The sequence below is a fragment of the Pseudomonas sp. F1_0610 genome (genome assembly GCF_047470865.1).
In the GTDB taxonomy this organism is placed as follows: Bacteria; Pseudomonadota; Gammaproteobacteria; order Pseudomonadales; family Pseudomonadaceae; genus JAZDRH01.
The window spans coordinates 1-14,837 of sequence record NZ_JAZDRH010000043.1; the positions used below are offsets into that span (position 1 = coordinate 1).

General features: G+C 39.6%; 12 protein-coding genes. 8 read left to right on the top strand and 4 right to left on the bottom strand.

The features are described from left to right. Window positions 1–65 precede the first annotated feature (65 nt). The 3 genes from VQ643_RS15385 to VQ643_RS15395 all read right to left on the bottom strand — a co-directional run bounded on the left by VQ643_RS15385 (window position 66) and on the right by VQ643_RS15395 (window position 1,334). Window positions 66–560: a hypothetical protein gene (locus VQ643_RS15385; RefSeq protein WP_414201205.1), complete on the bottom strand. Its 495-nt coding sequence runs from the start codon at window positions 558–560 to the stop codon at window positions 66–68. 134 nt (window positions 561–694) lie between these two features. Then, entirely contained in the window at window positions 695–1,099 is a 405-nt protein-coding gene (locus VQ643_RS15390) for a type II toxin-antitoxin system HicB family antitoxin (protein ID WP_414201208.1), read from the bottom strand. A 52-nt stretch (window positions 1,100–1,151) separates the two neighbouring features. Continuing rightward, a complete protein-coding gene (locus tag VQ643_RS15395) occupies window positions 1,152–1,334 on the bottom strand; it encodes a type II toxin-antitoxin system HicA family toxin (protein WP_414201211.1) in 183 nt (60 codons plus the stop codon). A gap of 82 nt (window positions 1,335–1,416) precedes the next feature. On the opposite strand from VQ643_RS15395, the gene VQ643_RS15400 reads away from it, so the two are divergent. The 3 genes from VQ643_RS15400 to VQ643_RS15410 all read left to right on the top strand — a co-directional run bounded on the left by VQ643_RS15400 (window position 1,417) and on the right by VQ643_RS15410 (window position 2,571). Then, the gene (locus VQ643_RS15400) at window positions 1,417–1,779 is read left to right on the top strand and encodes a phage holin, lambda family (protein ID WP_414201214.1); all 363 of its coding nucleotides are present in this window, start codon (window positions 1,417–1,419) and stop codon (window positions 1,777–1,779) included. Beyond that, complete coding sequence (locus VQ643_RS15405; protein ID WP_414201217.1) at window positions 1,769–2,173, top strand: HNH endonuclease; 405 nt, start codon at window positions 1,769–1,771, stop codon at window positions 2,171–2,173. The genes VQ643_RS15400 and VQ643_RS15405 overlap by 11 nt, the downstream gene beginning before the upstream one ends. A gap of 149 nt (window positions 2,174–2,322) precedes the next feature. Next, on the top strand, window positions 2,323–2,571 hold the full coding sequence (locus tag VQ643_RS15410; RefSeq protein WP_414201220.1) for a hypothetical protein: 249 nt from the start codon (window positions 2,323–2,325) through the stop codon (window positions 2,569–2,571). Here the strand turns inward: VQ643_RS15410 and VQ643_RS15415 are convergent. Continuing rightward, window positions 2,532–2,801 carry a patatin-like phospholipase family protein gene (locus VQ643_RS15415; RefSeq protein WP_414201222.1) on the bottom strand — a complete coding sequence of 90 codons (270 nt, stop codon included), beginning with the start codon at window positions 2,799–2,801 and terminating at the stop codon, window positions 2,532–2,534. The genes VQ643_RS15410 and VQ643_RS15415 overlap by 40 nt on opposite strands. Window positions 2,802–3,044: 243 nt before the next feature. On the opposite strand from VQ643_RS15415, the gene VQ643_RS15420 reads away from it, so the two are divergent. The 5 genes from VQ643_RS15420 to VQ643_RS15440 all read left to right on the top strand — a co-directional run. Beyond that, on the top strand, window positions 3,045–3,524 hold the full coding sequence (locus tag VQ643_RS15420) for a M23 family metallopeptidase (protein WP_414201225.1): 480 nt from the start codon (window positions 3,045–3,047) through the stop codon (window positions 3,522–3,524). A gap of 248 nt (window positions 3,525–3,772) precedes the next feature. Then, a complete protein-coding gene (locus tag VQ643_RS15425; RefSeq protein WP_414201227.1) occupies window positions 3,773–6,160 on the top strand; it encodes an autotransporter outer membrane beta-barrel domain-containing protein in 2,388 nt (795 codons plus the stop codon). A 44-nt stretch (window positions 6,161–6,204) separates the two neighbouring features. Then, window positions 6,205–8,265, top strand: coding sequence for an SdrD B-like domain-containing protein (locus tag VQ643_RS15430; RefSeq protein WP_414201230.1), 2,061 nt, complete (start codon window positions 6,205–6,207; stop codon window positions 8,263–8,265). An 81-nt stretch (window positions 8,266–8,346) separates the two neighbouring features. Next, a complete protein-coding gene (locus tag VQ643_RS15435) occupies window positions 8,347–14,328 on the top strand; it encodes an Ig-like domain-containing protein (RefSeq protein ID WP_414201233.1) in 5,982 nt (1,993 codons plus the stop codon). Between the two features lies 1 nt (window position 14,329). After that, window positions 14,330–14,837, top strand: a 508-nt coding sequence (locus VQ643_RS15440) for a hypothetical protein (RefSeq protein ID WP_414201236.1), incomplete at its 3' end; no start/stop codon positions are given.

Sequence of the window (14,837 nt, forward strand, 5' to 3'; positions counted from 1 at the left end):
ATAATAAATTGAGTGTTTTCTATAACTTCAGGATTAAGATGGGCGCTCAGGTTTTTTAATTTTGGCTAAATGGAACAATTATTTATTGTGCCTTGTATGTTGTTTGAAGTAATAGAGTTTTTAATCTCAGATAATACTTTTAATTTTTCAGTTCCATTGTAGATAAATAAAGTGCTACATTCTCCTCTTGTAACTGAAGAGTGAGAGATTTTATATTTTTTATTAAATTCAGAAACGTAATATCTAAATATGCTGTCCCTGTAATTTATGTATTGTTTTATATATTTTTTTTGGTAATCAGATAAATTTTCTTTTCTAGTTCGTAATTCTTTTGTCAGTTCATTATCTCCAAAAGTTTCTACGAGATCGTTGACAATACTATCCGCTCCAACTTGATAGCGGTTAAAGCTACTGTATTGTAAAATCTCATCTATTTTCTCTAGGTCTTTTTTATATTCAGATTCAGGGTATGAGAATGGATAAGTGCAATCCCAATTTAAACCATAAGCATTTTGAAATGAACTAAGTAGAACTAGGTATAGCCATACTTTCTTGGTCATGAGTTAGAATCCTTGATGTCTATATTTTGTTAGTGTTGACTTGTTATGACACTAAATGTAGTATTTGATACATATTGCGGTTTTACCTTTTAGAAATATGTAAAAGCCCCTTTGGTTTCCCTTAGGGGCTTTTTTTATGCACGATTTATTTTCTCTAAAGCAACTTCAGCTAAAAAGGCAGAGCGGCTTTTGATATTGTGTACTTGTACAAAGTGATCAATCTTTGTGACCAAGTAGCTTGGGAGTGTCACATTTACTTTTTCTGTTTTACCTAAGTAAGGCGTGACATCAATATCAATATATCCCCAGCCCATACCAGCATAGTCTGGGTTATTTTTATGATGTTCTACAGATGTTGGTAAAGGCAGATCTAATCCTTGCTGAGCAATATCGCTTAACATTATATGAGCCACTTCAATGCCAGCTTGGTACGCTTCATCAAAAGTATCTCCCGCTGTAACAGCGTTTGGTATATCAGGAATATGAATTCCAAAAGCAGTGGTTTCATTTCCATCTTCAATAAAAATTGGGTAGCGCATTTTTAGATCCCTTAAGTCGGATAGTGTGCTAAGTGGTACGTTAGTTTCTGGTTTAAAGTAATCCAGCTTGTTTCTTGATTGCCTTGACTGTTCCTATAGGTAAATCCTTTTTGGGGTGTGGAACAGGTATTGAGAGCTTCTTTTCAGGATGCCTAAAGATGTGGTGGCTTCCATTAATCCTTTGAAGTTCCCAGCCAGCTTCTTCTAGCTCCTTGATTAATTCCCTACTTTGCACTCACTTTTCCTCTATTAATCTGAGTTGATTATACGCCTAGAGTTATTCATTTCAATAATAAAGTAACTCTAGGCGTATATAAATGACTTGTACCTATCATTCTGGTTTGGATATTCAAATGCAAGATAAAGACCCAAGCCTATGGATGGCTATGGTTGCATGGCTTAGTGCTTATCAATCTTCTATATATGCGTTTCTGTTGTCTGTAGCGATTGCGGTGCTGCGTGTTGTGTATGGTGGTGGTAGCGGTCGGCAGATGTTTCTTGAAGGCTGTTTATGTGGCTTAGCGACACTGGCTATTATTCCTTTATTAGGCTGGTTTGGCTTGCCATCCGATATGGCCACCTTTGCAGGTGGTTTGATTGGCTTTATGGGTGTTGAAAAGATCCGCGAGCTGGCTATTAAGTTTGGTGCTAAGAAAGCAGGTGATGATCATGGCGCGTAGACCGTTAAAGCCCTGTGCATGGGCAGCTTGTAGCGTGTTGGTATGCGGTGAAACGTACTGTGATAAGCACAAGCCGTTAGCCCAGCAGCGTGATGCTGAGCGGATCAAGCGCACTAACCAAGACTACAACGAGCGCCGTGATGATTCCGATGCGCTCTATAAAACGTATCGCTGGCGTAAGTTCAGTGAGTTGTTTAGGAAGCGAAATCCACTGTGTAAACATTGCAGTGAACTGGGAAAAACGACACAAGCCCAGTTGGTTGACCATATACTGCCCCATAAAACCCATCCTGAACTTGCGTTTACATGGGCGAACCTGCGTTCACTGTGTTGGGCCTGTCATAACCAGATTGGCGCTAAGGTGGGTTTGGTTAAAAATAAAAAGTCCTTATAAATCAATATATTAAAACTATAGGGAGGGGTGGGGTAAAAAGTTTTAACTATTTGGATATCTCGAACGACAGGGGGAACCGAATTTTTTTACCCGCGAAATTAAAAGTTTGGCCTTTTTTAAGAATTACTATCATTTAGGTGGAGAGTTTTATGTCTGGACGTGGGCGTAAACCCAAGCCTACTGCGCAAAAGATTTTATCAGGCAACGCTGGCAAACGAGCACTTAACCATAATGAGCCCGCCTTTAGCCAAGTCACCCATATTGAACCGCCAGTTTGGCTTGAAGGTGAAGCAGTGGCTATGTGGGAACGAGTCATGCCTGAGCTGCTACGTGAAAAAGTACTGTGTGCCACGGATATTCATAACGTAGAACTGTTTTGTTCGGCGTATTCGCGTTGACGTATTGCTGGAAAGGATTGCGCTAAAAAATTATCTGAAGAGGGCCATTTCATTTTGGCATCTTGCAAAATAAGTCCTAGTAACAAACTGCCGCCAGATACTGACGAAATATGAGAAATGCGCTCAAGCGCTTGTCGCTCTGCAAGGTATTTAAAGACGCCTATATGGAATACCATAGCTCGAACGCCACCACCTGAAAGAGCTAAAGCGATTTGTTTTTTAGTTGTCATATAATTCCTCCTTGAATAGTTATAAAGTGATGTCTGTTTATTGATAATTTACCGATAAAAAGTTTGTTCATAAGAGCTTATAAATTTCTATATTAATTATTGCCTTAATATGTAATGTATTCTCTCTATTTGTAATGGGTCTAATCATTAAATATAATTTGTTGATTTAGATCATAAATAAGTTTGCAGTATTTTTATTAATACCCTATCTAACTAGCTATCATCCTAAATAATTAATATCTTATGAAATATCAATTTCCTGTAAAACCACTTGCTATTGGCTATAACAAACTGCGTAGCGCTGGTTTAGTTAGCACAGAATCATCCAGATTTGGAATGGTGCGCAATGCTGGAACGCGACCTCATCAGGGCATTGACTTAGCAACACCAACGATAGGCTATCGTTGTTATGCTGTTGATGATGCTCAGGTCGCTGTGGTGCGTGATGTAGGTGCTTATGGTAAACAGGTAGTTTTAAAACTGGATACCCATTTTTTTGTTTTTTATGCTCATTTGTCACGTATTGATGTCACAGTAGGGCAGCAAATAAAAGCAGGGACTATTGTTGGTTTATCAGGTGATACAGGTAATGCAAAAGGCATGACAACAGAAATATTAGGGTCCCATTTACACTTTGAAGTGCGCATTCGCGCATTAACAGGTTATGGTTTAGATGGGCGACTAGATCCGTTAGATTATTTTCAATTAGATGTTACTAATTAAATAGCGTTGATACTTTAGTCTTATATTTTTGAGTGTTTTAATATTTTATTAATGATAGGCATCACAGAGCTGCACAATAATTTTTAGTATTTTATAAATAGATTTTTCTATTAACACCTTCATCTGTGTTCTCACATTATATTGATGAGTAGATAAAGTATTTCCAAATTTTTACTGGGCAGGATGCTATGTACCATGAAATACAAAAATACATCATTATTATTGGCAGTACGCTCTGGGTGCAGAGTATGGCTATTGCGACTGGCATTGATTTAACGGATGGCTTACATAAAAGTAATCAAAGCAGTTTTTCTGAGCCAGGATCTGTAGGTGGTTATTTTAATGTAGATGCCTATGGTGATGAAATTAGCCCAGCATTTGGTATTAAATCAACAGGTAGCGCTTCTGTAATTATGAATGCTGATAAATACCAAGACTTTAAAACTATTATCAAGACAGAAGGTTATCTATCTGATGGCATTATTGCAGGGCGCTTGGGCGCGTTAAATGGATCAGGTGTTATTGTAGACACTGATACAGAAGAAGGGGCACGGTTTGCAAACTCTCAAGTAATTGTTTATGGCGAGACTCATATTTCTAGCGTGATTGATCAGCCTGATGGGGTTGCCTATGGACTACGTGTGATCGGTGATGGAGCCAATATTCAACTGTTGAAGGTTAATGATCAGGTAAGAAGTACAGTTTTTGTTAGTGGGGCAGCGATTCGATTTGATTATGGCAATGGGTATAGTGTTAATGCAGATGGTTCCTCAGCAAAAAATGCTCCTCAAACAATAACATTAGAAAATGTGGATCTATCACATCAGGGGTTGTCTGGTAGTAGGGTACTAGCAAATAATGATCCATCTTGTCTTATATTTCCTGATGGGTGTGATACCGAAGGGTTGAATACACAAACACATGGACATCTTATTGAAGTTGGAAATCATGATGTAGAGGCTGGTGGTGTTGATAATAATGGTCAAACTACCATGACTGTCGCCAATGCTGTTAAAAATGGTGTATTAAATCTTAATAACAGCTCGGCAATTGCAATGAATGGAAAAGATCTTCTGCATGTCACCTATGGTGGTGGAACAACAAATGTTCCAGATACAGTTTCAAGTAGCTTTACACTCAATGCCACCAATAACACCGTATTAAATGGTAGTGTTTTTACCGATACTACCCTTGATCACCAAGGTGCTAAAAGCACTTCCACACTTAACTTAGATAGCTCCACTTGGTATTTGCCACGTGATTCTAACGTAACTCAGCTTACGCTTAGGAGTGCTGCAAGTGTGCATATAGGTGGTGATCAAACTGTTCCTGTAACGGCTACCAATAAAGTAACGTTAACACTTGATCGGCTTGAAGGTTCAGGTTCATTTCATATGCGCACGGATATTATTAATTCTGGCTTGAGCGCAATTAGTATTAGTGATCAGTTGCATGTACAAGGCGAAGCTAAAGGAAATCACAGCGTTTTTGTAACGGACCACAATACTGGTGGATTAACTGCTACTGGTAATGAGAAGGTCACACTGGCTCATATTGCATCAGGTGATGCTGTATTTGGATTAGGCAATTTAAATGGTTATATTGATTTAGGGGCTCATCGTTACAAACTACAAACAGAGGTCAATAGTACTGGTGGGCAGGATTGGTTTTTAGCAGCTTCCAATGGTGTTGAGCCACCTAAGCCAGACACATTGACTAATACGGCTAATAATGCAGCCAATATCTTAGATACAAACTATCTTTTAAATACCGTAGAAATAGACCTCTTATTTGCAAGAATGAAGCAAGCGAGAAGCAATGAGCGACTACAAGGTCTTTGGATTAAGCATTATAACGGCAGCTTTGGTTCGATTAAAACAAAATTACAGCGGTTTGACTTGGATTATAAAGGTGTATTGGCTGGTTATGATCGTCATATGACAACAGGGGCTGGCGAGCTTTCCTTAGGGGTTATGGCGGGCTACTCAGATTCAGATGTGAACTATAAACAGCAGTCAGGGAAAGGTAGTGTACATAACTATCATTTTGGCCTTTATGGCGCACTTATTAATGAAGATCAACAATATGTTGATGGGTTTATTAAGTATTCAAGACTGACTAATAGATTCGATGCGAGAACAGGTTTTGGTTATAAAGTTACTGGGAAAAGTCGCATTAACTCATATAGCGCAGGTTTTAAAATTGGCCAGCAGTTTTATCTGAGTGAAGATTTCACAGGCTGGTATTTAGATCCTCATGCCAAACTCACTTATACCTATTTCGAGCATGACAAAGTTAAAGCAAGTAACGGTCTTGTTGCCCGGCTAGATGCCATGAATTCTGTGCTAGGTAGTTTAAATTTAACAGCTGGTTATCAATTGGATAAAGGTCCTACTGTATTTGACTTTTATGTTGGTACAGGAATAGGGCATGAATTTGATGGGAAATCGTATTATCAATTTAATAGTGACTTGTATAAAACACATATGACAAGTGATGGTAGTGGATGGAATACATTGTTAGGTGTGAGCATTGAGTATAGACAGCAACATAATTTCTTATTGAATGTAAATCATACATCCGCTAAGAAATTTAACAGTACTGGAATAGAGCTTGGGTACCGGTTCATTTTTTAAACCACTTGCCCAGTAAAATATCTACCATTAAAAGGTTAGGATAGATGATTAAAGTAGACCTATTACGTTACAAGCATAAACTTGTATTATGCCTTTTACTGGTGATGTGCTTGAGCAGTCTTCCTTTAGCTTATGCACAAGAAACAGAATGTGCTGAAGTAAAAATCATTATTGAGCAAAAACTGTCGTTTGAGCGCCAGGCCTTTGATGCAAAAATGATTATTAGTAATGGCCTTTCAACAGCTAACATTAAAGATGTGGCCATTGATCTTCATTTCTTAGATAAAAATGAACAACCAGTAAAGGTCACCCAAAACCCTAATGATCTAACAGCTAAATTTTTCTACAAAGTAGATCAGTTAAAAGGCATCCAAGATATTACGGGTCAGGGTGAAATACCTACAAAAACTATTGCTGAAATTCACTGGTTAATTATTCCTTCAAAAAATGCTGTTGGACAGACAGATGAGCTTTACTATGTAGGTGCGACAGTTCGCTATAACTTAAATGGCGTGGCAACAACCGTTGAGGTTACTCCTGATTATGTTGTGGTGAGACCACTACCAGAATTAACACTTGATTACTTCTTGCCTAAAGAAGTCTTTGGCGATGATCCTCTGACAGAAACTACAGAGCCCATTATCCCATTTACACTGGGCGTACGTGTTAAAAACACAGGGCATGGTCCTGCTTTTAAAGCAGCGATTGAATCAGCTCAGCCTAAAATTGTCGCAAACGATAAAAATCTATTAGTGAATTATGAAATCTTAGGCAGTTATGTTGATGATGTGGTGGTGGATAAAAGCTTACTGATTAATTTTGGTGACATCATGCCAGCTGAATCCAAAGTGGGGCGTTGGCTAATGACTTCAAGCCTTTATGGTGAGTTTGTTGAATTTAACGCTTCCTATACTCATGCTGATGGGCTTGGAGGTGAAGCAACGTCTCTCATTAAAGATATAAAAACTCATACTCTAATTCGTGACGTAAAAGTTCCTTCTGTTGGTTTTCCTGATCGAGATGAGATTAGAGACTTTTTAGCTGAAGATGATAATGGTTTGATGTTGTATGAGTCGCAAGGGATGGATACAAAAGTAACAGATGTCTCAGCACTTACCAAGGTGGTACAAAATGGAAGCTCACTAAAAATTACTAAACCTGCAACAAAAGGTTTTACCTACATCAAAGTAGCAGATCCATTTAAAGGACAAAAAAGTTTAGTGAATGTTGCGGCTTCTTTTCCATTAATACCTGATAATTTTTGGTTATCTAAAGAGCGTAATAAAGATAAATCATGGTCATACTTTATCAATATTTTTGATGTAAACAATACAGCTGTTACCTACGAAGCTATTTTTACAGAGCCAGTAACTAGTAGTATTTCTGGGCGTGTTTTTAATGATAAAAACAATAATGGACTGCAAGAGGAAGGCGAGTCAGGTATTGGTTTAGTGAAAGTGACACTGACAGGGATTAATGATAAAGGGCTTAATGTCAGTTCTTCGACATTCACTTCCCAAGCGGGTGACTATAGTTTTGTTGATCTTAATCCAGGTAACTATAGCCTGACAGTTGACTCAGTAAATGGTGAGCGTGATGGATTAGCGTTTGCAGGAGCAGTGGGCGGAGAGTCTTCAGAAAAAGGCGTAATTAAGGAAATTAACTTGCCAGCTAGTACAAAGGCAAATAATTATACATTTGCTAAGTTAGACATAGATGCACAAGAGAGTTTTGAGGGCAGCTCTGATCTTTCTGTTTTTATAATTCCACCAGCAGCTAATAACTCTATTGTAGTAGGAAAGAATTTTAGTATTGGTGTTATGGCAAATAATAAAGGCCCAGATATAGCAAAAGGCACTGCTATTGAGTTTAAGTTACCTGATAATTTACAGTTTGTAAGTATAAGTAAAGGATATGAAATAGATAGTGAGGGTGTAATTAAAGTTGGTGATTTGAAGGTGTCTTCAGTTTCTGTTCGTGTGACCGTTAAGCCGCTTGATGATAATCCAATGCCTTTAGAGGCACGCATTAGAAGTCAGGTTTATGATCCAGATTTAAAATACAATACGCATTCTACCGTCATTATTCCAGAACCTAATAAGTAAGGGTGTAATATGAATATAATTAGTTACTCTCAATTCAAAAACTTATTAGGTTTAACAATGAGTTTTAGCAGTCGACTTACAATGCTTAAAAAGATAGCGCTATTGTTTCTATTAACGTTATTTTCAAGTGTTACCTACGCACAAGCAGGTATAAATACAGGATTAACTCCAAACAGTCCATCCAAAGGCCCTTTTCCTATAGGTTTTGAGTTTGAGTATTTTGGTAAGAAATATACTGAGTTCTACCCGCAATACGGTGGATACTTGAATTTTACAGATCATGAAAATGAAGATAATGAGGATTATAGTAGCTTACATGTATTTAAATATGAGCCTGGAGGGAGTGATTTAGAGGACTATTCTATTCCGTCTGCTGTTTTTTATAAAACAGAAGGAGTAGCGCCTAATAGGACACTAACTGTACAGTGGACTAATATTAACTATGAAGAAAACTATGGTGATAGTAATCATATCAGGCCTGTAGGGACTTTTCAGGCTGTAATCTATGAAGGCAGTAATGTAGTTGAGTATAAATATTATAGTGCGGACTCTGATATATTTTCAGAACTGATATGGGGGGTTAATTTAATAGCACCTGATAGCGATCAGGTTAATTATAATCCTAGGGATATTCAACCAGAACAATATAGCTTTAAATTTAAACCTGTAGATAAATTTATTGATTGTGATGGTGACTATGAAGATGAAGAGGAACTAATAGGCTGTGGGATTTATTATACTGTTGAAAAAAACACGCCTTTTGAGTTTCTCAATATTTCAGACTTAGATATTAATATTGTTTTAAGGAAACAACGTTATATGAATGCTGCGCTTGAATGGCACTGGAATGCTATAAGCGGAGTTAATAAATACGAAGTTGAAGTTTATGAAGCTTGGCGGGATGATGTAATAACTAAAGATATAGTATCTGGCACTACGTTCAAGTATACCGGAGCTGAAGAAGATACTAATTATAAAATACGTGTGCGAGGAACGCGCGATAATGGTGCCACTTGGCTTCCTTGGTCATTATTATCCAACCCTATTCTGTTGGATTTAAAAAAACCTGAAGTTTATGTTAATCAGCTATATTACAAAGAACAATCTAACGCCTTATTAAGTGCAGGCGCTTATGATGAAGGTTATGCTGGTGTAGGGGAGCTATGTGGCAAAATTGCTAATAGTAAAGGCAAGGATGTTACTGAAGTTATATGTGCTGTAACAGATGATTATGGCTATTTGATGGATTTAGATGCAGAGTTTAAAAATCTCCCTCAAGAAAAAGGCCTATATGGATTAGTACGGGCTACTGATAAAGCAGGTAATACTACAGGCTGGACCAAGCATGAAATAGAGTTGAAGCCACCTTATGATCTGGTCAGTGATGCCGAAATAACCAAGGAAGGACTAGAAGTAACGGGGGTTTCTGATGTTCCTGGTCAAGTACAGCTTTATCTTGATGGTAAAAAAATAGGTGGGCTTGTCTCAACAGATGAAGAGGGGCGTTTTGTTACTCGAATTAAGCCTGAAGAAGGTCAGTATGAACTAACAGCAGATATTACGACCCATTATGGTACTAGTAAGCAAAGTGAACCTCAGCCGTTCTTAGCAGAATATCCTAATTCTAAACCTCGCTTTATAACCCCAGCAGAAGGCTCTTTATTAGAGCGCGCCAAATATACTATTGAGTTAGATGCAAACTATATTGAGCTAGTAGATAGCATTGAACTAACGGATGGCCGCGACACTGTTTTAGCAACCTTTACTGAACCACCTTTTACCTATGTATGGCGTCTTAAAAATGAAGATAACGGATACCGTACATTAACGGCTAGAGCAACTAACGTCTTTGGTAAGGTAGCGACAGATGAATTGAAGTTAACGGTGGACGTAAAACTACCGCCGCCGATGCCTATACCAACCTCTAAAACACGTTTTACCAATACAGCGCCTGAATGGACTTGGGGTCAATTGAAATCCCTAATAGGTTACGAAATTGAGCTGCAAGATGATAAACAAAATAGCCTTCATACAGCAGTAGTAGGTGATGTTGGTGTTTATCAATATAAAGAGGGCGTTACTCATGGTGCTACCTACAAGGCACGTGTGCGTGGCAGCATTGATGAAGGTGAAACTTGGGATATTTGGTCTGAACTATCAGGTGAGGTGACCATTGATACTATTGCTCCTACGTACAGAGTCAATAGTTTCTACTATATGGGTAATAACAAAGCACAGCTTGATATCACCACTACAGATGATCTCAGTGGTATTAAACAGTCTTGTGTGAAAATAGTTGATAGCCAAGGTGTGACAGCTAACGAGCCTCAATGTTTTACTTCAAACCGTACAGTTACTATTAACCATGTACCTGAACAAGTAGGCGCTCATGCATTATTACAAGTTCAAGATAATGCAGGTAATGCTACTGAATGGACACGCATTGATCTGACCAGCAAAGCTCCTGTAATTACAACTCCAGCAGCAAATGCTGTGCTTTATGAAAATGCCGTAAAAGTTTCTGGCAAGTCAGAGGCTGCTGGTGATGTACAGCTGTATTTAGATAACAGCAAAATAGGCAGCGTGGTTAAAACTACTGCTACAGGCGAGTTTGAAACTACCGTTACACTTGATAAAGAAGGCAACTTTAACTTAGCCGCTGATATCACAACACCTTTTGGCACAAGCACATTAAGTTCTTCTGTGCCTTTTACGATTAAATATCCAATCCCTGTTGTGGATTTCACAGCGCCTGCTTCAGGTGCGGTACTAGTCGCTTCACCGACTAAAATTACAGCTAATGTTACGGATGTTGTCGCTATAGATCAGGTTGAGTTTTTATTAGATAGCAGCACGTCATTAGCTGTAGTGAAACAGCCACCTTATGAATATAACTGGGTGATTACACAAGCGGATAATGGTCGTCATACATTGACTGTTAAAGCAACTAATAGTTTTGGAAAAACTACGGCTGTAGATAGGCCCATAACCGTTAATATTCAACCACCAAAGCCTAAGCCAGGTCCTAAAGTTAAAAGTCGTTTCACAAATGAAGCACCTCAGTGGAACTGGAATAAAACAGCTGCGGCGAATGCGTATCAACTTGAAGTTCAAGATAGTCAAGGAGCTGTGATTCATACAGCGACCTTAGGTGATGTTGATATCTATACCTATGCCGCTGGTCAAGTTCATGGTGTTAACTACAGAGCGCGCTTAAGAACGAGTACAGATAACGGCGCTACATGGGGGGCTTGGACAGAACTATCCACTGTGACAACTGTTGATACGGCTAAGCCAACGTATGCGGTTGATAGCTTTTTTTATGCAGGAAACAAACAAGCTAAGTTAACGGTTCAGGTAGCTGATGACCTTAGTGGTGTAAAAAATTACTGCATAAAAGTAGCTACGCCAGCGGTCGTACCTAATGAAGCCAACTGTTTTACAACAGAACGTACCGTTACCTTAAACAATGTTTCTGAAACAGCGGGAACGTATGGCTTGATTCAAGTACAGGACAATGCAGGCAATACAACTGACTGGTCGCGTATTGAGCTTGCGCTATTGAGTCCTGTGATTAGCTCTCCTGTGGCTAATACAATGATTGCTGAAAAAACGCTCAATGTAGTGGGTAATGCGGGAACTGTTGGCAATGTTCAGCTGTATGTAAACGACGTTAAGCATGGCAGTTTGATTAAAACCGACAACAAAGGTGAGTTTAAATCAACGATTACCTTTGAGGCAGAAGGTCGTTATATCGTCACTGCTGATGTCACTACCACCATGGGAACCAGTGCAAAAAGCACAGTTGTACCAGTAACTGTTAAATATCCAGTGCCTATTGTAAATTTTGTGACGCCTAGTCAAGGTGTAACACTTTCTACTGAATCTAACAAAATTATAGTCAGTGCTATTGATGCAGAGGCTATTAGTAAAGTAGAAATTGTACTGGATGATAAAACCACATTAACCACCCTAACACAGCCACCTTATGAGTATAACTGGGCTGTCACTATGGCTGATAATGGCCCCCATAAATTAACAGCTAAAGTTACTAATAGTTTAGGCAAAATTACTATTGTTGATCGCGCTGTCAAAGTGGATGTTTTACCGCCACCACCTGAGCCAGCACCTTATACAGGTAAGATACTATCGGTTACACCTGCTGTTAGTTATGGTCCTCAACCTATCGTTATTAAAGGGCAAGGCGTTTCTACTAGTAATACAGAAACCATTAAAAACTCGCCTTTAAATCTTGTGTTAATGGTTAATGGGTTTAAGCGTACAGTTGAAGTCTTCACGGATGCGCAAGGCCAGTTTGAATACACCTTTACTCCACAAGAGAGTGATTCAGGCGTGTATAGACTGTCTGTTTTACATCCTAATCAAAACGACTTTGTAGAACAGGGTAGCTTTACGATTGATCGCATAGCCTTTGATTATCAAGGTTACAACTTAACGGCGGTACGTGGAGTGGAAACCGCCTTTACAGTACATACCACAGCCAGTGCAGGTGCAGAAGGTTTACGCTGGGTAATGCGTGCTGAGGATCAACCAGAGGGTAAGCTTCCAGAGGGTATCAGCGTTGATAACGGTGCAGGTATTAAAGTCGCAGCTAATAAGTCCACACCAATGCGTATTAGCTTGACAGGCAACAACCAAGCTACTAAACAAGGCACCGTTATGCTTGTTGCCTTAGCAAGTAATTCAGGCGACATGGTGCGTGGAAAGTTACAGCTTAACTACCAGCTAGCAGAGGCTATGCCACAGCTAACAGTTAAACCTAGTAGTATTAAAACAGGGCTAAGCCAGAATCAAAGCATTGTTGAGCAATTCACCCTAACTAATGCAGGTTTTACAACGGCTAATAATGTTCAAGTCCAACTGTTAGATGCGCAAGGTAATGCTGCAGCACCTTGGGTGTTTATCTCCAATAACAGCAAAGTGGGCGCTGTCGATGTAGGACAAAGTGTGAGTATTCAAATCACAGCTAATCCTAATACATCCATAGCTAATGGCGTTTACAACTTCATTGCTCGCGTTACTGCTGATAATGGTCAAGGTGGTGATGTACCTGTGGCTATCTCTGTTACACAAAACGGCAAAGGATCTGTTGTTTTTGATGTGGCTGATATTTACACCTCACGTTTGGATGAAAATGGCCAACCAATTTTAGGCGTGAAAAATGCCACCATTAAACTACAAAACGATGCCGTAGTTACTGAGCAATACAGTCTAACTACAAATGATAAAGGCATTGCTACGTTAGATGATATCCCCGCTGGCATTTACCGCTATCGTGCAAGCGCAGCGGATCATATGGATACCAGTGGACGTATTATGGTGCGCCCAAATGGTGTGGCGAATGAGCATGTATTCTTAGAATATGAGCTAATTAACATCGAGTTTGGGGTTACTGAAACCACTATCCAAGATGTTTATGACATTGTTTTGGACTTAACTTTCAAAACAGATGTACCTGCGCCTGTTGTATTACTGGAGCCACTCTCTATTAACTTAGCAGGCTTACAGGAAGGGGAAGTAAAAACAGGGCAGCTAACACTGAGCAACTATGGCTTAGTACAAGCAGATAACGTGGTCTTTACTGCTCCTACTTCAAATGCTGAATACAAATATGAGTTCTTTGGTGAAATCCCAGATGTACTACCACCAAAAACACGCATTGTTATTCCTTACAAAATCACAGCATTAAAACCAAGTGCGCAACCACAACAAGTGATGCGATTAAGCGCGCCTGTTAATACCAATAGAGCAGGGCCTAACTGCAGTAGTTACTACGCTAGCTTTAATGTGCAGTATCAAAGTGAATGTGCTAATGGCGATATTTCTAAAGGCAGTAATGCGGGTAATTTCTATCGTGTCAGCGGTACCAGTTGCTCAGGATCCTCCGGCAGTGGTTGGGGCGGTGGTGGTTGGAGTGGTGGTGGCTCTGGTGGCTGGGGTGGTGGAAACATAGGCGTTTCGCCTATCCCAATGTCATCAGGTTGTATCCCAGTTTGTGATGGATCTTGCGCTGTAACAGGCGGCTTTGGAGCAGGTAATTAAAATGCATATATCAAAACGAATCAAACCGCGTTTTTATAACCTAATTATTACCGGCGCTCTATCCAGTTGCTTGCTTGGAGCTACTGCCGCGCAAGCGGCGGTAGGTGGCTTTCCGAATGCAGTGGTTAAACAACCCAATGCCGAATACGTTGAAACCACCACCGACCTTAGCGTTAAAGTGCTGGGGGGTAGTATTGACCTTAACCGTACTTGGTCCAACGGACGCTGGACAGTTAACCCAAACTGGACCCGCTTACGCTTTGTAGCCGATCCGCTGGGTAATGGCGTTCAATCCATCGAACGCTCCGGCGCCATTTATAAACGCAGCAACAGCGCCACCACTTACCAATATGAAAAATACAGCCTAGTAAAAACGACGGATGGCTGGCGTTGGAGCGACCCTTCAGGCAACTGGATTAATTACGATAGCCAAGGGCGTATACTTAAATCAGGCGACCGTAATAACATCAGCGTTCACTTTATTCGTGACAGTGAAGGGCGACTAACAC

Bases quoted from the DNA above. Each gene is read 5' to 3' on its own strand.
- VQ643_RS15385 (WP_414201205.1), bottom strand. From the start codon at position 560: ATGACCAAGAAAGTATGGCTATACCTAGTTCTACTTAGTTCATTTCAA.
- VQ643_RS15390 (WP_414201208.1), bottom strand. From the start codon at position 1,099: ATGCGCTACCCAATTTTTATTGAAGATGGAAATGAAACCACTGCTTTT.
- VQ643_RS15400 (WP_414201214.1), top strand. From the start codon at position 1,417: ATGACTTGTACCTATCATTCTGGTTTGGATATTCAAATGCAAGATAAA.
- VQ643_RS15405 (WP_414201217.1), top strand. From the start codon at position 1,769: ATGGCGCGTAGACCGTTAAAGCCCTGTGCATGGGCAGCTTGTAGCGTG.
- VQ643_RS15410 (WP_414201220.1), top strand. From the start codon at position 2,323: ATGTCTGGACGTGGGCGTAAACCCAAGCCTACTGCGCAAAAGATTTTA.
- VQ643_RS15415 (WP_414201222.1), bottom strand. From the start codon at position 2,801: ATGACAACTAAAAAACAAATCGCTTTAGCTCTTTCAGGTGGTGGCGTT.
- VQ643_RS15420 (WP_414201225.1), top strand. From the start codon at position 3,045: ATGAAATATCAATTTCCTGTAAAACCACTTGCTATTGGCTATAACAAA.
- VQ643_RS15425 (WP_414201227.1), top strand. From the start codon at position 3,773: ATGGCTATTGCGACTGGCATTGATTTAACGGATGGCTTACATAAAAGT.
- VQ643_RS15430 (WP_414201230.1), top strand. From the start codon at position 6,205: ATGATTAAAGTAGACCTATTACGTTACAAGCATAAACTTGTATTATGC.
- VQ643_RS15435 (WP_414201233.1), top strand. From the start codon at position 8,347: ATGCTTAAAAAGATAGCGCTATTGTTTCTATTAACGTTATTTTCAAGT.